The following is a 17,261-nucleotide window of genomic DNA, read 5'->3' as shown; positions in this document are numbered from 1 at the left end:
GTTAAGTAAATCAGTCAGTGCATCGGTGTACTTTGCCGTTTAGTTAATTTTCTATGGAACATCGCCTCATATAGATTTTGAACTGACTATCCTCTGTTCCTATTCCTTTGAATATCCCCACGACGCTTAGATACCTTCTCGTTTGGTTCCTTCTATGATCTTAATATCCTTGCCGAATCTATTTTACTTGAAAATGGAGCTCTCTGCACTTGCTTTGGAACTTTCCCTTACAATGGTTTTAATGGCGTTCTCCGCGGAGATAATCTCTAAGGGAGTTGAAAACTTAGAGAACGTAGTGGGGCAAGGTCTAGCAGGAGGGGTGATCCTAGGAAACCTTACAGCATTTCCTGAGACTGTAATAGTTCTAGAGGCAGTTCTGAATCACGATGGAGATGTGGCCTTAGGGTCATCAATTGCTGGTAACGTGGTTTTATTCACCTTAGGACTCGGACTAGTTGGTGTCGCCTATCGTTTGAAATGGGGGTCGTCCTTAACCATGAAAGGGGACTTTAGGCAGGAGCTTGGAGTAATGTCCATAGTCATAGTGTTACTCGGAGTTGCTATACTTATTGGTCAAATTAATCCTATCTTATCTTTATTTCTCTTCTCGATCTACGGGTATTATTTAGTCAAAAGAGTCAAGGGTGGAAACGTTACTTCTAAGATAAGCGTTAAGGCATTGATAGAGATAATGATCGGAGGAACCGTTGTTGTTTTGCTGTCTCCCGTATTTCTTAGTCTAATCACTAACCTAGCCTTGATAGCCATGGTCTCTAAAACTTGGATCTCCATGGTCTTAACTCCAGTGGTAGCTGAGCTCGAGGAGGGAATATCAGCAATGAGGTTAGCCCTAAGGTCTAAGGGTGGAGGTTCAACTGCTATCGTTAGCTACTTTGGTAGCAAGATCCAAAACTCTACGATATTGCTCGGGTTAGTGGGACTGGACATGGTTGAGGTTCATGGACTCTATCTCTTGATCACTATACTGTCTAGCTTAATTGGGGTCATGGTTATATATGATGGTAAGCTTACCGTAGGGGAAGGTGTCGTACTATGTTTGAGCTACTTTGCTTTCATGTACTTAGCTTTGGTGTTTAGCTCACTACCGCTTTGATTTAGGTTAGAAATTAAGGTTGAGGCTAGACCATGCTATAAAGAAATCTAAGGTAATTACACTTTAGCTGGGCTGGTTCTATTTTGCTGGGTGGGAAAAACTCATTAAAGTTCTCTTGAACCTGATCCTCGTACAATTAGAAGCTCTAGGTCCTTTATTGGGATCTTCGTTACCTCAAATATCTTTAGTCTTTTCCTCCTCTTTCTCTTCTCCGCTTTTACTTGACTTCACTTCCTTTCCATTCCCTGAATCCCTTATCTTTATCTGTACTACATCTGGTTCCATCTGTACTACGTCTGGGTACGCGGTCTCTCCGTGAATAGCATAATCCCCTTGCATCATCTCCTTCTCGCCCAGCCTCAACGGGGTTATCTTCCCTAATAACTTCCCTAATCCGAAAGTTATAAGGAAAGAGTAAACGCCCACCACTAGAACAGCTAAGGCCTGAACCAGAAACTGATGCCAATCGCCAAATAGGGCTCCCCTATAACCTGGAAGGTAATAGGACGACACAGTTGGATCTATCATAAGTCCAGTAAGTAAACCACCAACAGTTCCTCCAATTCCGTGAACGGGGAAAACTCCCAGAGAATCATCTACCCCTAACCTTGGAAGAATTCGGTAAAGTCCAATCCAGACTATTGGAGCGGCAATGATTCCAGTTATGAAAGCTTCGCTAGGGTTAACCAGCCCCGCCATTGGAGTTATCGCTACTAACCCCGTAAAGGCCCCATTGGCTAATCCCGTGAAAGTGGACTTCCCAAATACCTTCATGTCAAGCGCTAGCCAGGTTATGGCTGCTGCTGCAGCAGCCAGATTGGTATTGAAAACCGCTATGGCAGCGTCAATAGTTGCTCCTCCAGCGTCTCCGCCGTTAAATCCGTTCCAACCCATCCAGTCTAACCCGAACCCTATTGCGGTCAAGAGGAGGTTGTGCGCCTCTATCTTCCTCTCTTGCGGTAACCTTTGACCTACTACCATGGCTAAGGCTAAAGCGGAATATCCAGCTGTCATATGAATAACGTAACCCCCAGAGTAATCCACTGCGCCCAGCTGATTTAACCATCCACCCGCGAAGAGCCAGTAGGCGACTGGCGCGTAAACTAGAACAATCCAAGCAGGAGAGAACAACATCCAAGCCTTAAAGTTCATCTTCTCCGTTACCGCACCTACTATTAGACCAGGAGTTATGGCGGCGAAGGCAAATTGAAACATGACGAAGGTTAGGAACGGAATGTTGAGGGAAGTCTGAGCAGGACCGTAAACTGTCTCCCCAAAAATGGGAAGATTCCATATAGGGATAGGCAACCCCAGAAGATACATCCCGTCTACTCGCAATGAAGAGGAGTAAAAACTGAGAGAATAACCCAAGAGAGTCCAAACCAGAAACGTGGAGGCAAAGGAGAAGAGAACCATCATAACAGTATTCATGGAGAACTTCCTTCTAGTCATTCCGGCGTAGAACATTGCCAACGCGGGAACCGATTGGATCATGACTAGGGTAGTTGCAGTTAGAATCCATGAGTTAGAACCTAAACTAAGCCATTGGGGTACCGCATTTGGAGGGTAGGTATTTAGGTTCGCTATGCTCATAAAATTTAAGGGTGGCATTTATCATATAAATTTGACTGTGAATCACATTTCTTTCTTTTAATGATATAGTCTTTTATCTTGATAACTTTATATATAGATCCTGTAAGGTTTAACATGATAATTATCAAGTTTTTACTTTGATCTGTCACAATTAAGTAAGATTGCAACGGAACCTGTTGATGATACAATCAACTTCTGTGTATGGAATAGTGGGTTATTAGTCCTAACCGGATTAAGACCTCAAACATGAAAAGACCTACTGTTAAGCATCAGTAAACAAGGTGAAAGATAGCTGGAAGTGAAACATTTAAGGAAATAGATGTTTAGAAGGGATGGGCATCAAAGGGTTCTTCCTTTTTAGAAGAATTTAATGTCAAGAGTCGCCTACCTGTTCTAAGCTCTGGGCTGAGCTGGGAAAAGGCAGAGGCGAACTCCTCTCGATATACAATCGTTTAAAAAGTTGTACCTAGATTATTATACTCATGGTACAACAATTTATCAACAGAGGCAAGGAGCTGAAGTTCTTAGAGGAGAAATACAGAGAGGATAAGGCACAGCTGATAATACTTTACGGTAGGAGGAGAATAGGAAAGACTGAATTGATTAAACAGTTCATCAAGGGGAAGGAGTATATTTACCATATGTCCACCACCGACGGGATTCTGAACAACCTAAACAGACTTAAGGAAGCGTTTGCTAGGTATACTGGGAAAAACTACTTCAAATCCCTCAATGTAGCCCTTGACGAAATGCTGATCTATTTTGGTGACGAAATAGGTTATAGGAGGCCTATCCTCGCCATAGATGAGTTCCAGTATTTAATGGACGCGGACAGAAGCGTCGTTTCCCTACTCCAAAGGGCGTGGGATGAGAAGCTAGCATCTACCAAGATCTTCCTGTTAATTACTGGGTCAAGCGTGGGGATGATGGAAAACGAAGTCTTATCCAAGAAGTCGCCGCTTTACGGCAGAAGGACTGGGAGTTGGAAACTCACTAGACTCTCATTTTCACACATCCCCGAGTTTTTCCCTGGAAAGAAAATAGAGGATCTTGTAAAGATTTGGAGTATAGTGGACGGAATACCCTTCTACATTCTTCAGTTGGATGCAAGCAAAACCGTTGAGGACAACGTAAGGGACAAAATACTGAAGAAAGGAAGCGTACTTTACGATGAACCTCTCTACTTATTGAGAGAGGAGTTTAGGGAGCAAAGGGTCTACCTAAGCATATTGAAAGCGCTCTCCCAAGGGTACAACACAATCTCCAAAATATCTGAGGTTACAGGAATCGATAAGGGGAACCTAACGGCTTACCTTGATAGGTTGGAGGAAAACGAGATCGTTGAAAGGGTCACACCATATGGGATGAAGAGAGGGTGGTACGAATTTAAGGACAACTTCTTCGATTTCTGGTTTGAATTTGTTTATGAGAACTTAAACGACCTTGAAATGGATAGGGTTGAGGAAGTAATGAGGAGAATCGATCTAGATAGGTACTTCTCCTTCAAGTTCGAGAAATTAATAAGGGAACTGGTGAGGGAGAGATCGATCGTGCTACCTTTGGAATATGAGTACGTTGGCAAGTACTTACATAAAGGGGAAGAAGTGGATGTAATAGCGGAGGGGAAGGACGCGATATTTTTGGGAGAAGTCAAGTGGTCAGAGGAAGTGGACTGCAAACCCTTACTTACAAAAATGAGGAAGGTTATGGGTAATTTGAACAAAAGTGGCGAAAAACAGGAGTACTATGGAGTTTTCGCAAAGTCCTTTAAAAACTGCGAAGCCGATGTGGTCTACGACTTGAGCAATATAGCCCAGGCGGTTCTAGAGGGGAAGTAAAGAGCTCACCGAATGTTCTCTAGGAGATTCAGATTCCATACGAGTAAATTGTTGCAGTGTCAGAATAAAACTGTATCTCTTTTGGAATAAATCGTGAAATAAGATGTTCTCCCCATCCCTCAGCTGGCTGTCTGGACTCTTCTCTCCAGAAAACTACGATGTTAATTCATCCGTACTGACGATTAAATCAATTAATCCGGTCTTTTTATTTCAATAATTAAAACATCCAGTCCTTTCATAGTTTTATTCATTAATTCTTTTGTACGTACTGCTTTATAGCGCGTCCATAGGAACTCTCTCCAACCTCTATTTTTTAGGGACTTCCCTCAAATTCTCATAACCCTGAGTTTCAAAGGGTCTCCCCCAATTTGCGTTAAACTGTCTAGTTAACTGGGAGTTAACTATACTCTGTATTATTATATCTCTATATATAGAAAGTAAGAGACGTAGAGTCCAGAGGAAATGGGGGAGTTTTATATCTGGAGCTAAATTGAAAGTATTACTCGACTTTGGTATTCCACGTGGAGATGTGATGAACGATACAGCTCTTTTTCATGAGGATTTCTTGAGATAAAAACAGAATCAATAGAATACTTGTTCTCCCTTGAAACAAAGGGGTCAACGTCTACAGTCACTCAGGGATGTCTCCGAGAGAAACCATGGGGTTTAAGCCCCAAGTCACGTTGAGTAAAGTCGTATTACCTAACCTTAATGTCCGTCTGAGCTACCCTAATTTAATAAAAAGACTCTATAAGAAGTGGTTAAAGCCTATTCACTCAAGGTAACGATAGGTTCAAAAAGACCTTCAGGAGTTCATTGCACTAACTCTTTGTAGAAGTTTCAACTGGATAGGATAAAATAAGCACAAGTCTAGCCTTTAAAGGCAGAGAAGGGGTAAGAAGCTAAGACGTGTAGTTTCTCTTCAGAAGCTTCAATACCAAAGGAAAGTCAAAGATTCCTGAAAGCTTTAAGGGGTAGGATCTGAGAGACGTTTTTAATTCTTTATTAATTCAGTCCAAAACCAGACATGGTCTAGACGAACTGAATCGAATTCTACTGTATTCTAGTTTAAAACACAACATTATTTTTAACTATAATCGCATATTATATCTTAGAAATTATAAGAAGGTTAAAGAGAAAACTACTAATAAATTAAAACTGAAATTGTTATTGATAGAGCATTATACAATAGTAGTGGTACCAACAGGATATTACGATCAATTGGTATTCCCCCTAAAGATGTGTCAGTTGGGCTATACCAATTATCTTAAGATTTTATAAGGATAATATTCTTGTCATGCATCTATTTCTTCGATTTAAAATATTTAGTGTAGTTAAGGGTAAATTGACCGGTATATTGGTCAGTATATCGGTCTGTTTGTACCATACTTGGTAGCGAGAGCATAGGAGTAAACAGCCCTAGGTACAAACCTAGTTAGGAGTCACCAAAAAGTAGGTACTATTGTTTCTTTTAAGTTGGATCATATCAATACTAAACTTTTCGTTGGATTTACGCGGTGAAAGACCGACGGATAGGATAGAAATATTTATATAGAATATTACCCCGCATATTTATATGTCTCGGACTCTCAGAAAAGGTATGTCTGATGCCATAGTGGTCCTTGTCCTTGTTTTGGTAGCGGTAGCTCTTACGCTATCAGTTTCTCTGATAGGCTTTTCCCTGTTCAGGAACTACGGTGCCCAAAACATTATTGCTGTGAGAGGAGAGCCTTCAATAGTTTCTCAGGGCGGTAAGTATATACTTAACTTAACCCTACAGAACCAGGGCACAACTACGATACTTATCGAGAGTGTAAGTATAGGAGCCAACGTGGTTAACACTACAGTTTTCTCATTGCCCGGAGGTTCCATACAAACTCTTCATATCTATCTAAATGTTGGTTATTTACCTAGCAACACGGATATACAAGTAGCCATAAAGACCTCCTCTCAGTTAGAACCAGTGTTTTACACTTACGCTGTGGTATCCTAAGATGATTAAGACGATGATAAAAGAACGACAAACCTCACGCTTTACGGCAAGTAGGAGTTCAGCTAGAGTTGGCTTGACTTCTCAAGGTCGCTTTTGGCCTCTTCGTCTCTCCCTATTTTTGAGTAGGCCCCAGATCTTCTTATATACGCTTCCTTATAGTTAGGTCTAATGGAGATACTCTTACTGTACATGGATATGGCTTTGTTGATGTCTCCTCTCCTCTCCGCTATTAGACCCTTATTGAGGTAGGCCTCGGCATAATAGGGGTTAAGGTTTATGGCTATATCTAGGTCCTTCTCAGCGTTATCTTCATCACCTAGTCTTATTCTCACTAACGCTCTGTAGTAGTAAAGATCTGCATCCAATGGGTAGAGGAGTATACCTCTGCTTAGATCCCTCATGGCTTCATAGATCCTGTCAGTGTAAAACTCGGCTATTCCCTTGACCTTGAAAAAAAGAGGGTTCTCATTTATTGAATCCATGGAACCAAGTTCCTTAAGAGCCTCATCGTATTTTTCCATCCTCATAAATATCATGGCCCTCATTAGCTTAGACTCGTTTACCGAGACCTTCTCCAGTAGTGTAAGAGCGCTCCTTGGATCTTTCAACGAGAGGATCTTAGCTGCAGTTATGTAGTCCTCAGCCTTAAGAAATGCATCTAAAGCCTCATCATCTCTGCCAAGCTCAAGCAGTATTCTTCCCAATAGCTCGTAGTTCTCTTTAGAAGGGTTCGACTCAATTGCCTCCCTCAACTTTAAGAGGGCTAGGTTCAGATTTCCTGAAGAGAGAAGTTCAGAGAGGTCCAATTAGCTCACCTGGAACAAACACTTAATCCTTCTTGAAATCCACATTAGCCACGTTTCATCAATGTTTTTTAACACAGTCAAGAAAGTTTTACGAAGTGAGAGGAAACTTGAGGGTATCAACTCCATCACCTTCTTACATGAGATTGATAAGCGCCTCTCACACTCTAACCCAATCTCTCCAGATTTAGGAAGAGGCTTATGTAAGACCACAGGATATATTATCCCTTAACCTCTCTTAAAGGTTTCCTTGAAAACCCATACTCCCTCTTGATGATCTCCATGTGAAGGAAATCCTCAGGCTTCATCTGTTCACCAATAACGCAATGGATATAATAACAAGACCAGACCCTAAAAGCTCAAAGGACGTCGGAACCTGTTTGAACAAGAAGAAGGAGAGCACTGTGGCGACCACTGGCTCTAGGAGTCCAATAACCTCTATGTGGGAGGGTTTCACATGTCCAGAGGCGTAGATAACCGAAGTGTGTCCTATGAGAGTAGGGAAAATGATGAGACCCAGAAGGGATAAAACGGAGACTAGATCTATTTTCCCTACTCCCTGTATCAAAAGAAACGGGAAACTGAATATGGTCGAAGAGAGATAGACGTAAGACGTTAAGAGCAATGGGTCATCCTCTTGGTTTTTGGAGAGGATTATGGTATACAAGGATATGGCTAACGCCGAGAGCACAGCGAGAAGATTTCCGTACAATCTACCCTCATTCAGCGGGAAATTCATGATAATAACACCGAGAAAGGCAATGAGCCCGGTAACTATTTCCTTCCTTGTAGTGGGTATACCTACTAAAGGGGATAGAGCCAAGGAAAAGATTGGGGAAGTAGACACCAACACAGTGGAGTCTATTATGGTGGTGTTGTAAACGCTCAAAATAAACAATATCATGTGCACTGCAAGTAGAAAGCCAACCTTCAAATTCTTGACTATGTTACGAAAGTTTACTCTTCCCCTGGAAAGTATGATACCTGCAACAAGAAACCTCGAAAACGCTATCATTCCAGGGGTCATGTTAGAGAACTTTATGAAAATGGCTGCAGTCCCAAAGGTAACGCCTCCAATAACCAGGGCCGTATAGTACTTGTCCAAGGCAAAGACAGTTAGAGAGCGAGGATTTTAAGCTACCTTCGGATGTCTAGCTTCGACTTGGCTCGTGACACGATAATGAAGTTCATTCAATTTTTTCAATAGTCCCATCTTTTATGTGGACCTTTCTTTTGGCGTAAGTGGCGACGTCCTGGTCATGGGTTATAATTACAACTGTAGTTTTGAAGTCCCTATTGGCTTGGAGGAAGGTCTTCATTACAGTCTCTCCGCTCTTAGAGTCCAGGTTAGCTGTAGGTTCGTCAGCCAGTATTATTTTAGGGTTTTGAACTAAAGCTCTAGCTATAGAAACTCTCTGCTGTTGACCCCCAGACAGTTCGGTTGGCTTTTTGTAAGCCAGATCTCCTAAACCTAAGGAATTCAGTATGTCCATGGCTTTTTCCCTCCTTTCCTTCCTCGGAACGTTCCTAGCTATTAGAGGTAGCTCTACGTTCTCAATTGCACTCATCCTGTCTATGAGGTTGTAATTTTGGAACACAAAACCTATGTAGCTATTTCTAATCTTAGAAAGCGCATCGTCATTAAGTGACGTCACTTCCTGACCGTATATATAAACCTTGCCCGTAGTTGGTTTAGCCAACGTGCCCATTATTGTGAGGAGAGTAGTTTTCCCGCTCCCTGAAGGTCCAACTATGGCCACAAACTCGCTTTCCTCAATGCTTAAATTTATGTTATTCAACGCTGTGACCTTAACCTTATTGCCATAGATCTTACTGACGTTCTCTAACTTTATGACTTCCATACGTGATAAAGGTCAGGCTTATTTTAAAAATATATTCAGAATAATCCCTTACGGACAAGAGACGCATCCTTTGGATAGGTCTTTTATTACTTATCTCAGTCACCGATCTTGTTTAGATCGCTCGATAAAAGAACGACAAACCTTTCAGGGAGGGAAAGAGGTCAGACTAAATCTTTGGAATAGTTTTTTAAAGATATATCTTGTTTATGACCTTATGAAAATATATCAACTACTTCTCGTTACATTGCTAACGTTGAGTTTCGTTGGTCTTGTTCCGTCATTCGAAGGATCTCCAGCCACCCCAACCGTTTATTTGATAGGTTATGGGTGGGGGAGTCCGAGTAATCCAATAAATGTCCATCCGGGCTATACTGATTTTCCCTTCTACGTGGAGCTAGTCGCATATGATGCAACTCCACTGAGTGCAACTATTTCTTTCCCTCCCCCTCCAGGCACAACCTTCTACGTCCCTCCATTTACTGCAGTTTCAAGCAACCAGGCTGGAGTTTCACAGGCCAATGGGAACTACGTTTCGACGTTCTACCTTACAGTAAGTAACACCACGTCCCCAGGATACTATACAGTCAAGGTAACAGTATGCTTCGCTTACACAATAGCAGATTCTCAAGTGATAGGTTCAAGATCCTTCACCCTGGAGGTGCCTGTAAGTGCCGTGAACTTTCCAACCCCTGTGGCCATACAGGGAGGTACCCCCAACAACGTTGAAGTGTTGACCCAAGGAGAGGGACTAGTCCCAGTTACACTTGAGGTATCTAATCCATCTCAACATGTGGTCAGTAATGTAATGATAAACGTTACCCTACCTAAAGGTTTGTACAACCAGATGGGTCAGGATTACGTTACGTTTGCCTTTCCTTCGATTCAGCCCCAGTCGACTCAGTATGACACCCAAATGATGAACGTAACTCAGGGAGCTGTTTCCGGGACATACACCCTTAACTATACTATTACCTTCATGAATTACCTAGGCTACAGGTACTTTGCAACAAATCAGAACTTAACATCCGGGAACGCTAACGTAACGTTGAATAGAGTTCCTCTAACTCTCTCGTTATATCCTAAAATGCCAGTGAAGTTTAGTGCAACGAGCACAAGCACTACTCCGTCATCCACTTTCTCCATTATGTTAGAACTTAACTCTCCCTATGATTACCTTATCCAATCAGTGACGCCACAATCACAGTTTAGCTTAGTGAAGTCCAATTTCACACCTGCTACTTTTCAAGGGTTCCAGACGTTCAACTACACCTTTTCCGTTCCTCAGAACGAAATTCCTGGAGTCTACCCCGTGACGTTTACAGTTAACTATCAGGTTTTTGGCCAAAGCCAGCAAGCTCTCGTGACTACGTACGTAACTGTTAACTATTACAACCTATCTCCTTCGCTTTCCACCCCAGTGTGGGGAGAGCAGGGAAATCAGATAGTTCCGATGCCAGGACTTACGGGTATTCCGCTAACCCTGACCTTATCAAATCCTCTACCTTACGCGATAAGCGAAGTCAATGCAACTCTCATCTTCCCTCAAGGGATTAACTCCACTTACGACTCGTATCTTATCCCTGAAGTTCAGGCTTATGGGGCAACAACCCTCACACTAGTGATGAACTTAGGGCAGAACGTCAGCCCCGGTTACCACACTTTGAATTACGTACTTACCTATGCGTCCAGTTACGGGATATCCAGAGTTGAAGGCTCCCTTCCTGTCTACATTTATCCTGAAAATCAAATATCAGTATCATTTGCCAACAGTACGGTTTATCAGGGTACAGAGTCCATCCTCCCCATAACAATTGAAAACTTGGGAGCACCCTTGAGCTCAGTCTCAGTAAACCTGAAGACATCCGGACTTAATCTAGTTGGATTCTCGAACGAGACCCTGACGTACCTCGGCTCTGGCGAGTCTTCGACCTTCACGTTCCTGTTATCAGCCCAAGGAGTTGGAGTAGGAACTTACCCTGCAGTCCTAACTGTCTCCTATAACTACGGCGGGGTCACCAAGGTGTCAAATTACGTTATTCCCATAAACGTAGTCTCTTCACAGAACCTAGTCTCTGTGTCCCTTGAGCCTGGGATAGTGTATTACGGACAGGTGAACAACCTGACCTTGAAGTTGACTGACCTCTCTCAGGTACCTCTTACTGACGTCTCCGTTAAGGTTTTCGGCAACCCAACGTTATACTCCATATCTCAGACTACTCTAAACCTAGGAACTGTGGATCCAGGTAAAACTACCAGCTTTACCCTTCAGGTATTGCCATCAGTTACATCTACAACGCCACTGCCCATATCTGTACAGCTTCAGTATGTGGTTCCAGGAGGTGTTGTAACTCAGGGATATAACTTCTCCCTAATAGCAACAGGATCAGTTGTACTTCAGCTTCAACAGCCCACAGTCTCCTTCTCAAATGGTTCATTGACTGTAAACGGTGTGCTTAACAATTTCGGGAGCACGAGCGCAAACTTCGTTACAGTCTACGTTAATGGTAATTCAACCTATATTGGTAGCGTTCCTCCCAACAGCCCAACTCCGTTCTCCTTAACCCTTCCCCTTTTCTTTAATGGGAATGGTACAGGACACCCACTTCACTTAAGGATCATAATCTCTTACGAGGACGCGATATATCAGAGTCATAACTTGACCTACAGCCTTAACTTCTCCCCTACTTTCAATACCAACTCGACATTTCATAACTTTCATCAGTTTAGAGTCCATAGGGCGTCCATATTGCCCGAACTTATCATCTTTTTAGTGATTATTATCGTGATAGTCATTGCGATATTCCTCGTCTTGCGGAGGGGTAGAAAGTGAGGATATCAGACTCCATTAGACTTTCATTTAACGCCCTAACCAGCAAGAGACTCAGAACCTCGCTTACTATCCTCGGGATTCTTATAGGACCTGCAATAGTCGTCGGTCTGACAGGTTTGACCTTAGGTTTCTCAGCTGTGTTGACCCACCAGTTGTTCTCTAGCCTTTCTCCCACTGACATTTTCGTTAATCCAGGCACTAACGTCATTACAAGCTATACTGTGCAACAGATCTCCCATCTACCTGGCGTGAAGTCGGTGGTTCCATACTACCTCATTTCAGGAACCATCCAAACCCCAAGTGGGCCAGAGCCCACTGAAATCCTTTCTATAGACACTCAAGAAGCTTCCCTTGCATTTCCAGGTCTAACTCTACAGACAGGGACTTACCCTCCATTAACTTCCACTTACGGAACAGTTGTTGGGTACTATATAGCTCATCCCCAGTACCCTGGCCAACCTACCTACAGTTCTGGGCAGACTATAACGGTTGTGATGAATACACCTGACGGGAAAATGTCCAAAACTTTCCTTGTTATGGGGAACTTTAACGAGTTTAGCAGCGCGTTCGCCGATATTGATAGGGCACTAATAGTACAAGATATAATAGGGCAACAATATTATGGAGATAAGTATAGTGGACTAATAGTTCAGGCAGATAGCGTGTCGGATGTTAATAAGGTTGTCACAGAAATACAGAACGAGTTTGGTAGATCAGTCTCTGTGACCTCAGTAGAACAGTTTATAAACCTGATCAATAACTCCCTCTCTGCCGTTAGCAGTTTGCTCTTTATTGCGGGCGCCTCTTCCTTTATTGTGGCTTTCGTGGGAATATTGAGCACTATGTTCACCACTGTTGTTGAAAGAACCAGGGAAATAGGCGTTCTAAGGGCAATAGGTTACACTAGGAGAGGCATTATGGTCATTTTCATCGGAGAGGCAGTGCTCATGGGCCTATTAGGAGGAATAGCCGGTGTAGGTGCGGGGGTGGGTATGGGTTACTTACTAACGTCGTTATCGGCTGGAGGTAGTGGAGGAAATGCTGCTGGACCTAGAGGAGCTGGGATAATTTCCAGTACTCACATTACGCCTGTCTTTGAACCTACATTTATGCTTGAAGTCGTGCTCATCACGGTGATCTTCAGTTTGTTAGCTGGTATAATACCAGCGTATAGGGCTTCTAGAATAGAGCCAGCCGTAGCTTTGAGATACGAAGTATAATTTCATGGATGTTTTTAAATTCAGATTACAAGAAGAGTTTTTCAGCTCATATATTCAGGATGCAAATTCACGGTGTGGAAACGTCTCATAACTAAACGTGACATTAGATTTCCTAAACTATGTGTTTTTAAGTTCTGAGCTCCTATTCTCTGCTAAAGTTCAACATTAGCTACGAACTACCTCTAATACGTTTATAAATAACCGCTCCATTAGTCAGATTAATGAAAAGGGAAGTTCAGGTTCCTGAAATCCCTGTAGCAAAGGAAGTGCGGTTGGATCCACGTAAAACGGCTGTAGTAATTGTGGACATGCAAAATGATTTCGTGAGAAAGGAGGGCAAACTTTACGTTCCCGGTGCTGAGTCCACTATCAATCAAATTAAGAGTCTGATCTCCAAAGCGAGGGAATCCGGGGCAAAGGTTGTTTACACCCAGGACTGGCATATGAAGGACGATCCCGAGTTCAAGATCTGGGGAGAACATGCAGTCGCTGGGACTTGGGGGGCTGATATAGTGGAAGAGCTCAAGCCCGAGATAGACGACTATGTTGTGAGGAAACTGAGATATGACGCTTTCTTTGGGACGTCCCTAGAATACTTTCTAAACGTTAAGGGAATAGACTCTCTTGTTATCGTTGGTACAGTGGCGAACATATGTGTTCTTCACACAGCTGGTAGCGCGGCGCTAAGGTGGTATAACGTTGTCATGCCCATGGATGGAATATCAGCCCTCAGTGAGTTTGACTATTACTCCACCCTGAGGCAAGTGGATTTCCTGTATAAGGGGAAAATTACAGAGAGCTCAGGCATCATTTTTAAGTAGATCCTTACTTATTGATTATGATAGCATGGATTACTACGCTATTGTACATAACGACTTTGATGGAACAGCCTCAGCCTCTGTATACGCCAGGGCAGTCAATTCTCTACCTAGAAATATATGGTTCACTGAACCAACAAAACTACACGAGGTCTTGGCTAGATTAGAGCTCAGGGGTGTAAACAGAGTCATGATCGCAGACCTTGGAATAAACGACTCGACCTTCCAGTACATTTTAGATTCCATAAGGAAGCTCAGGGGAGAAGGAGCAGAGATCCAGTGGTTTGATCATCACGTCTGGAAAGACGATTGGAAGACCAAATTACAGGAAGCGGGTGTACAAGTCTTTCATGACGTTAGCACCTGCGGTGCGGGGGTCGTCAACAAGAACATGAATCCTGAGGACGAAGTCTCGAGGTCCCTTGCTTCGGCTGATTGTTCTGTGGACATCTGGCTCCACAACGACCCATTAGGGGAGAAACTTAGGAGGGTTGTGGAAAATGACAGGAGTTACGAGTGGAAAAGGAAACTTATGGAAACCTTCTTCAATGGGATACTTTGGAACGAAGAGTTTGATACAATTCTGCAGACCCGTATGGAGGAAGAGCTGAAAGGGTACCAAAGAATCTGGAAGTACGTTAAAGTTCTAGATCTGGAAGGAACTAAAATAGTAGTAGCCATAAGGTGGAATGGTCCCCCAGATATTAGTTACGCATCCCAATTTTTAATGACGAGAACTGGAGCTCAAATCTTCGCCTCAGCTAACGGTAAATCCATATCATTTAGAAGTAACAGCATTGACATCAGGAGGTTTGCAGTGCGCCTAGGAGGTGGAGGTCATCCGTTAGCTGCTGGAGCGTCGTTGAGAATTCCATTCATATACAGGTTATTGAGACGTCTGGGTGTTACAGGACCTGCTTTGAACTGGGTCGCTAAGGAGGTCTTAGAAGTCGTTAAAAAGGAAGGAATAGTCAAATACGAAAGGAGAACCACAAAGAATTAATTTAAGTCTTTCCCAGCAGTTTTATTTATTCCTAGAGTTTATATAATTTGGTACTGAGATTAAATACGTGCTTAGACTAAGGGGTATGGCAAAGTTTAGGAACGCAATACACTGTGGGGTCTTGCAGCAGGTTTGGGCCTGTACCCAGAAGGGTTGACAAGAGCTAACGACTGTCCAAGCCAAGATGTACGGATCCTCTATCTTCTAGGTGGGATATTTCTATTTTCAGAAGACAATAGCAGGGATAGATAGGTTAAAGGCTGAGGCTGAGAAGGTACAAGAGTTTGACGCAAGGGAGGAAGCGTTGAGAGAAAGGGAGAGGGTCTTTAAGAGACTATACCGTATACTTCTCCACCACTACAGGACTTTATCCTCCCACTCATCTAAGTCACTCTGGCAGTTAGGGGTCTCAACAGTCTACCTCGGTTACCCTTACTCCATCTCTCAGGACAAGGGTAACATGTTCGCTTCAAACATCTAGTCTTATCCTAAGTTAATTGAGGCAATCACGTCCAAGCTCCACAAGTATGACATAAAGGTGTCCCTAGTTGTTGAGTATAACACCTCTAGGCCCTGCGCTTTCCACAACATTCCCGTTGAGAGGAGGCCTAGAGGAGTCATCAACTGCCCTTTAGGTCATAGACTCCACAGTGACGTTAACGGTGCCCTCAACATAATGAAACTGGGGATAAAGAAAGTCGCAAACACACTGAAAAGACCTCTCTCCTTCCTCGTAACGTCAAACGGAGTAACTCCGTAAAGGGGAGTAACACCCAAGACCTAGGTGAAACCCTCGCCATTTAGGGCGTGGAGGGGGTCAGCTTAAGCAACTAATTTAACTGAGGCTAGGTTAACTAGATTAGTGATAACATGGTCAAAACATATCAGAAGTTTCCGGATATCCAAGTCATGACAACCGCAGGTCCCATAGATTTTTATAAAGATATATTTGGTAAAGGGAAGTGGTTATTCCTATTCGCTCATCCAGCAGATTTCACCCCAGTTTGCACAACAGAATTCGTGGAGTTTGCCAGGAATTACCAGGAATTTGAGAAGCTTGGTGTCCAACTGGTGGGACTCAGTGTAGACAGCATTTACTCCCATATAGCTTGGCTGTCGGATATCGAGCAGAGATATGGAATAAAGATCCCCTTCCCTGTGATTGCAGATCCTGACAAGAAGGTCGCTAGACTCCTTGATTTGATAGAGGAGAACTCAGGCCTGACAGTGAGAGGAGTCTTCATAGTGGACCCGCAGGGTACCATAAGGTTCATGGCATTATACCCAATTGAAGCTGGAAGAAACATGCAAGAGCTCATTAGAATCACTAAGGCCCTGATAGTTACGTATAAAGCAAAGGTCTCAACACCTGCAAACTGGGAGCCAGGAAAGGAAGTTGTTGTGGGCGCCCCAACCACGTTGATGGAAGCTGAAATGAGGATGAAGTTGCCCAACGCTAAAGCTTGGTATCTCATGTTCAAGAAGTACGAGGAACTACCCCAAGACCAAAGAGTTTAACAACTTTTTCCGTTAAATTTTTATTTTAGTTATCTCGTGGGTTGCTGGAAGTGCAACGTTATACACCTCAGTTTCCCCTATCCTAGCCTTATGTAAAAGAGATTTGTGCGCATGACCGTGAATAGCTATATTCGGCTTACACTCTAGCTCCTCAATGAGTGGGTACCCCAACTCTAGGTATGCCCACCTCTTCTCTCCGTAAAGAGTCTCAAATGTAGAGGAGTAATGGGTTATAAGAATTGTTATATCCCCCTTTTTGTCACAGAGCAGTTTTTCAACCCTCTCCTTTCTTTTAAGATAAAACTCTTCGTTGATCCCAATCTCCCTCTGCCATCTCGTTGGTTTACTGATTATACCTTCGCTCCCAACAAGGTATATTTTTACAACGTCTAATTCCAGCGTTATAGAACTGTCCTCTAGCCAAATTACGTTAGGGTATAGGCGTCTAAATTCGTCCCTGACCTCTCTAAAGTCCTCATTCCCGAACACAGCCACAACTTTACTTGTCTTTAGAGCCCTATAGACAGGGTCGAAGTGGAGCACCTTTCCCCTATCCACGAGGTCTCCTGCTAGAACTATTAGGGGAAAATTAGTGGAGTACCTGAGCGAGTTGAAGAATTGGTTTAGGAACCTAGGAGAATGTATATCGGAGACAGCCCCGAATATCAT

15 protein-coding genes are annotated in these 17,261 nt (G+C 43.1%); 10 read left to right on the top strand and 5 right to left on the bottom strand.

Annotated elements, in window-relative coordinates; all coding sequences use genetic code 11:
• Positions 1 to 154 precede the first annotated feature (154 nt).
• Positions 155 to 1,114, top strand: coding sequence for a sodium:calcium antiporter (locus GWK48_RS01300; RefSeq protein WP_246263863.1), 960 nt, complete (start codon positions 155 to 157; stop codon positions 1,112 to 1,114).
• A 174-nt stretch (positions 1,115 to 1,288) separates the two neighbouring features.
• Here GWK48_RS01300 and GWK48_RS01295 read toward each other — a convergent pair whose 3' ends face one another.
• A complete protein-coding gene (locus GWK48_RS01295) occupies positions 1,289 to 2,707 on the bottom strand; it encodes an ammonium transporter (protein WP_174628886.1) in 1,419 nt (472 codons plus the stop codon).
• Positions 2,708 to 3,189: 482 nt separating this feature from the next.
• On the opposite strand from GWK48_RS01295, the gene GWK48_RS01290 reads away from it, so the two are divergent.
• Together GWK48_RS01290 and GWK48_RS01285 are read left to right on the top strand one after the other, a co-directional pair.
• Complete coding sequence (locus GWK48_RS01290) at positions 3,190 to 4,545, top strand: ATP-binding protein (RefSeq protein WP_174628884.1); 1,356 nt, start codon at positions 3,190 to 3,192, stop codon at positions 4,543 to 4,545.
• Between the two features lie 1,576 nt (positions 4,546 to 6,121).
• Positions 6,122 to 6,538, top strand: coding sequence for a hypothetical protein (locus GWK48_RS01285; RefSeq protein ID WP_246263862.1), 417 nt, complete (start codon positions 6,122 to 6,124; stop codon positions 6,536 to 6,538).
• 62 nt (positions 6,539 to 6,600) lie between these two features.
• Here the strand turns inward: GWK48_RS01285 and GWK48_RS01280 are convergent, their stop codons facing one another.
• The 3 genes from GWK48_RS01280 to GWK48_RS01270 form a co-directional block, all read right to left on the bottom strand.
• A complete protein-coding gene (locus GWK48_RS01280; RefSeq protein ID WP_174628882.1) occupies positions 6,601 to 7,344 on the bottom strand; it encodes a tetratricopeptide repeat protein in 744 nt (247 codons plus the stop codon).
• A gap of 301 nt (positions 7,345 to 7,645) precedes the next feature.
• On the bottom strand, positions 7,646 to 8,446 hold the full coding sequence (locus tag GWK48_RS01275) for a DMT family transporter (protein WP_174628880.1): 801 nt from the start codon (positions 8,444 to 8,446) through the stop codon (positions 7,646 to 7,648).
• 82 nt (positions 8,447 to 8,528) lie between these two features.
• A complete protein-coding gene (locus GWK48_RS01270; RefSeq protein WP_174628878.1) occupies positions 8,529 to 9,203 on the bottom strand; it encodes an ABC transporter ATP-binding protein in 675 nt (224 codons plus the stop codon).
• 214 nt (positions 9,204 to 9,417) lie between these two features.
• Here GWK48_RS01270 and GWK48_RS01265 point away from each other — a divergent pair, with 214 nt between their 5' ends.
• From GWK48_RS01265 to GWK48_RS01235, 7 genes are all read left to right on the top strand, one after another.
• Complete coding sequence (locus GWK48_RS01265) at positions 9,418 to 12,033, top strand: COG1361 S-layer family protein (RefSeq protein ID WP_174628876.1); 2,616 nt, start codon at positions 9,418 to 9,420, stop codon at positions 12,031 to 12,033.
• Positions 12,030 to 13,253, top strand: a complete 1,224-nt coding sequence (locus GWK48_RS01260; protein WP_174628874.1) for an ABC transporter permease — start codon at positions 12,030 to 12,032, stop codon at positions 13,251 to 13,253. The genes GWK48_RS01265 and GWK48_RS01260 overlap by 4 nt, the downstream gene beginning before the upstream one ends.
• Before the next feature lie 221 nt (positions 13,254 to 13,474).
• A complete protein-coding gene (locus tag GWK48_RS01255) occupies positions 13,475 to 14,074 on the top strand; it encodes a cysteine hydrolase family protein (protein ID WP_174628872.1) in 600 nt (199 codons plus the stop codon).
• 25 nt (positions 14,075 to 14,099) lie between these two features.
• The gene (locus GWK48_RS01250) at positions 14,100 to 15,074 is read left to right on the top strand and encodes a DHH family phosphoesterase (RefSeq protein WP_174628870.1); all 975 of its coding nucleotides are present in this window, start codon (positions 14,100 to 14,102) and stop codon (positions 15,072 to 15,074) included.
• 208 nt (positions 15,075 to 15,282) lie between these two features.
• Positions 15,283 to 15,555: a transposase gene (locus GWK48_RS01245; RefSeq protein WP_174628868.1), complete on the top strand. Its 273-nt coding sequence runs from the start codon at positions 15,283 to 15,285 to the stop codon at positions 15,553 to 15,555.
• 15 nt (positions 15,556 to 15,570) lie between these two features.
• Positions 15,571 to 15,834, top strand: coding sequence for a zinc ribbon domain-containing protein (locus GWK48_RS01240; RefSeq protein ID WP_174632402.1), 264 nt, complete (start codon positions 15,571 to 15,573; stop codon positions 15,832 to 15,834).
• Positions 15,835 to 15,944: 110 nt separating this feature from the next.
• Positions 15,945 to 16,592, top strand: a complete 648-nt coding sequence (locus GWK48_RS01235; RefSeq protein WP_174628866.1) for a peroxiredoxin — start codon at positions 15,945 to 15,947, stop codon at positions 16,590 to 16,592.
• A gap of 12 nt (positions 16,593 to 16,604) precedes the next feature.
• Here GWK48_RS01235 and GWK48_RS01230 read toward each other — a convergent pair whose 3' ends face one another.
• A complete protein-coding gene (locus GWK48_RS01230; RefSeq protein ID WP_174628864.1) occupies positions 16,605 to 17,261 on the bottom strand; it encodes a metallophosphoesterase family protein in 657 nt (218 codons plus the stop codon).

The organism is Metallosphaera tengchongensis (genome assembly GCF_013343295.1).
GTDB lineage: Archaea > Thermoproteota > Thermoprotei_A > Sulfolobales > Sulfolobaceae > Metallosphaera > Metallosphaera tengchongensis.
This window is presented reverse-complemented; position numbering and strand designations above follow the sequence as displayed.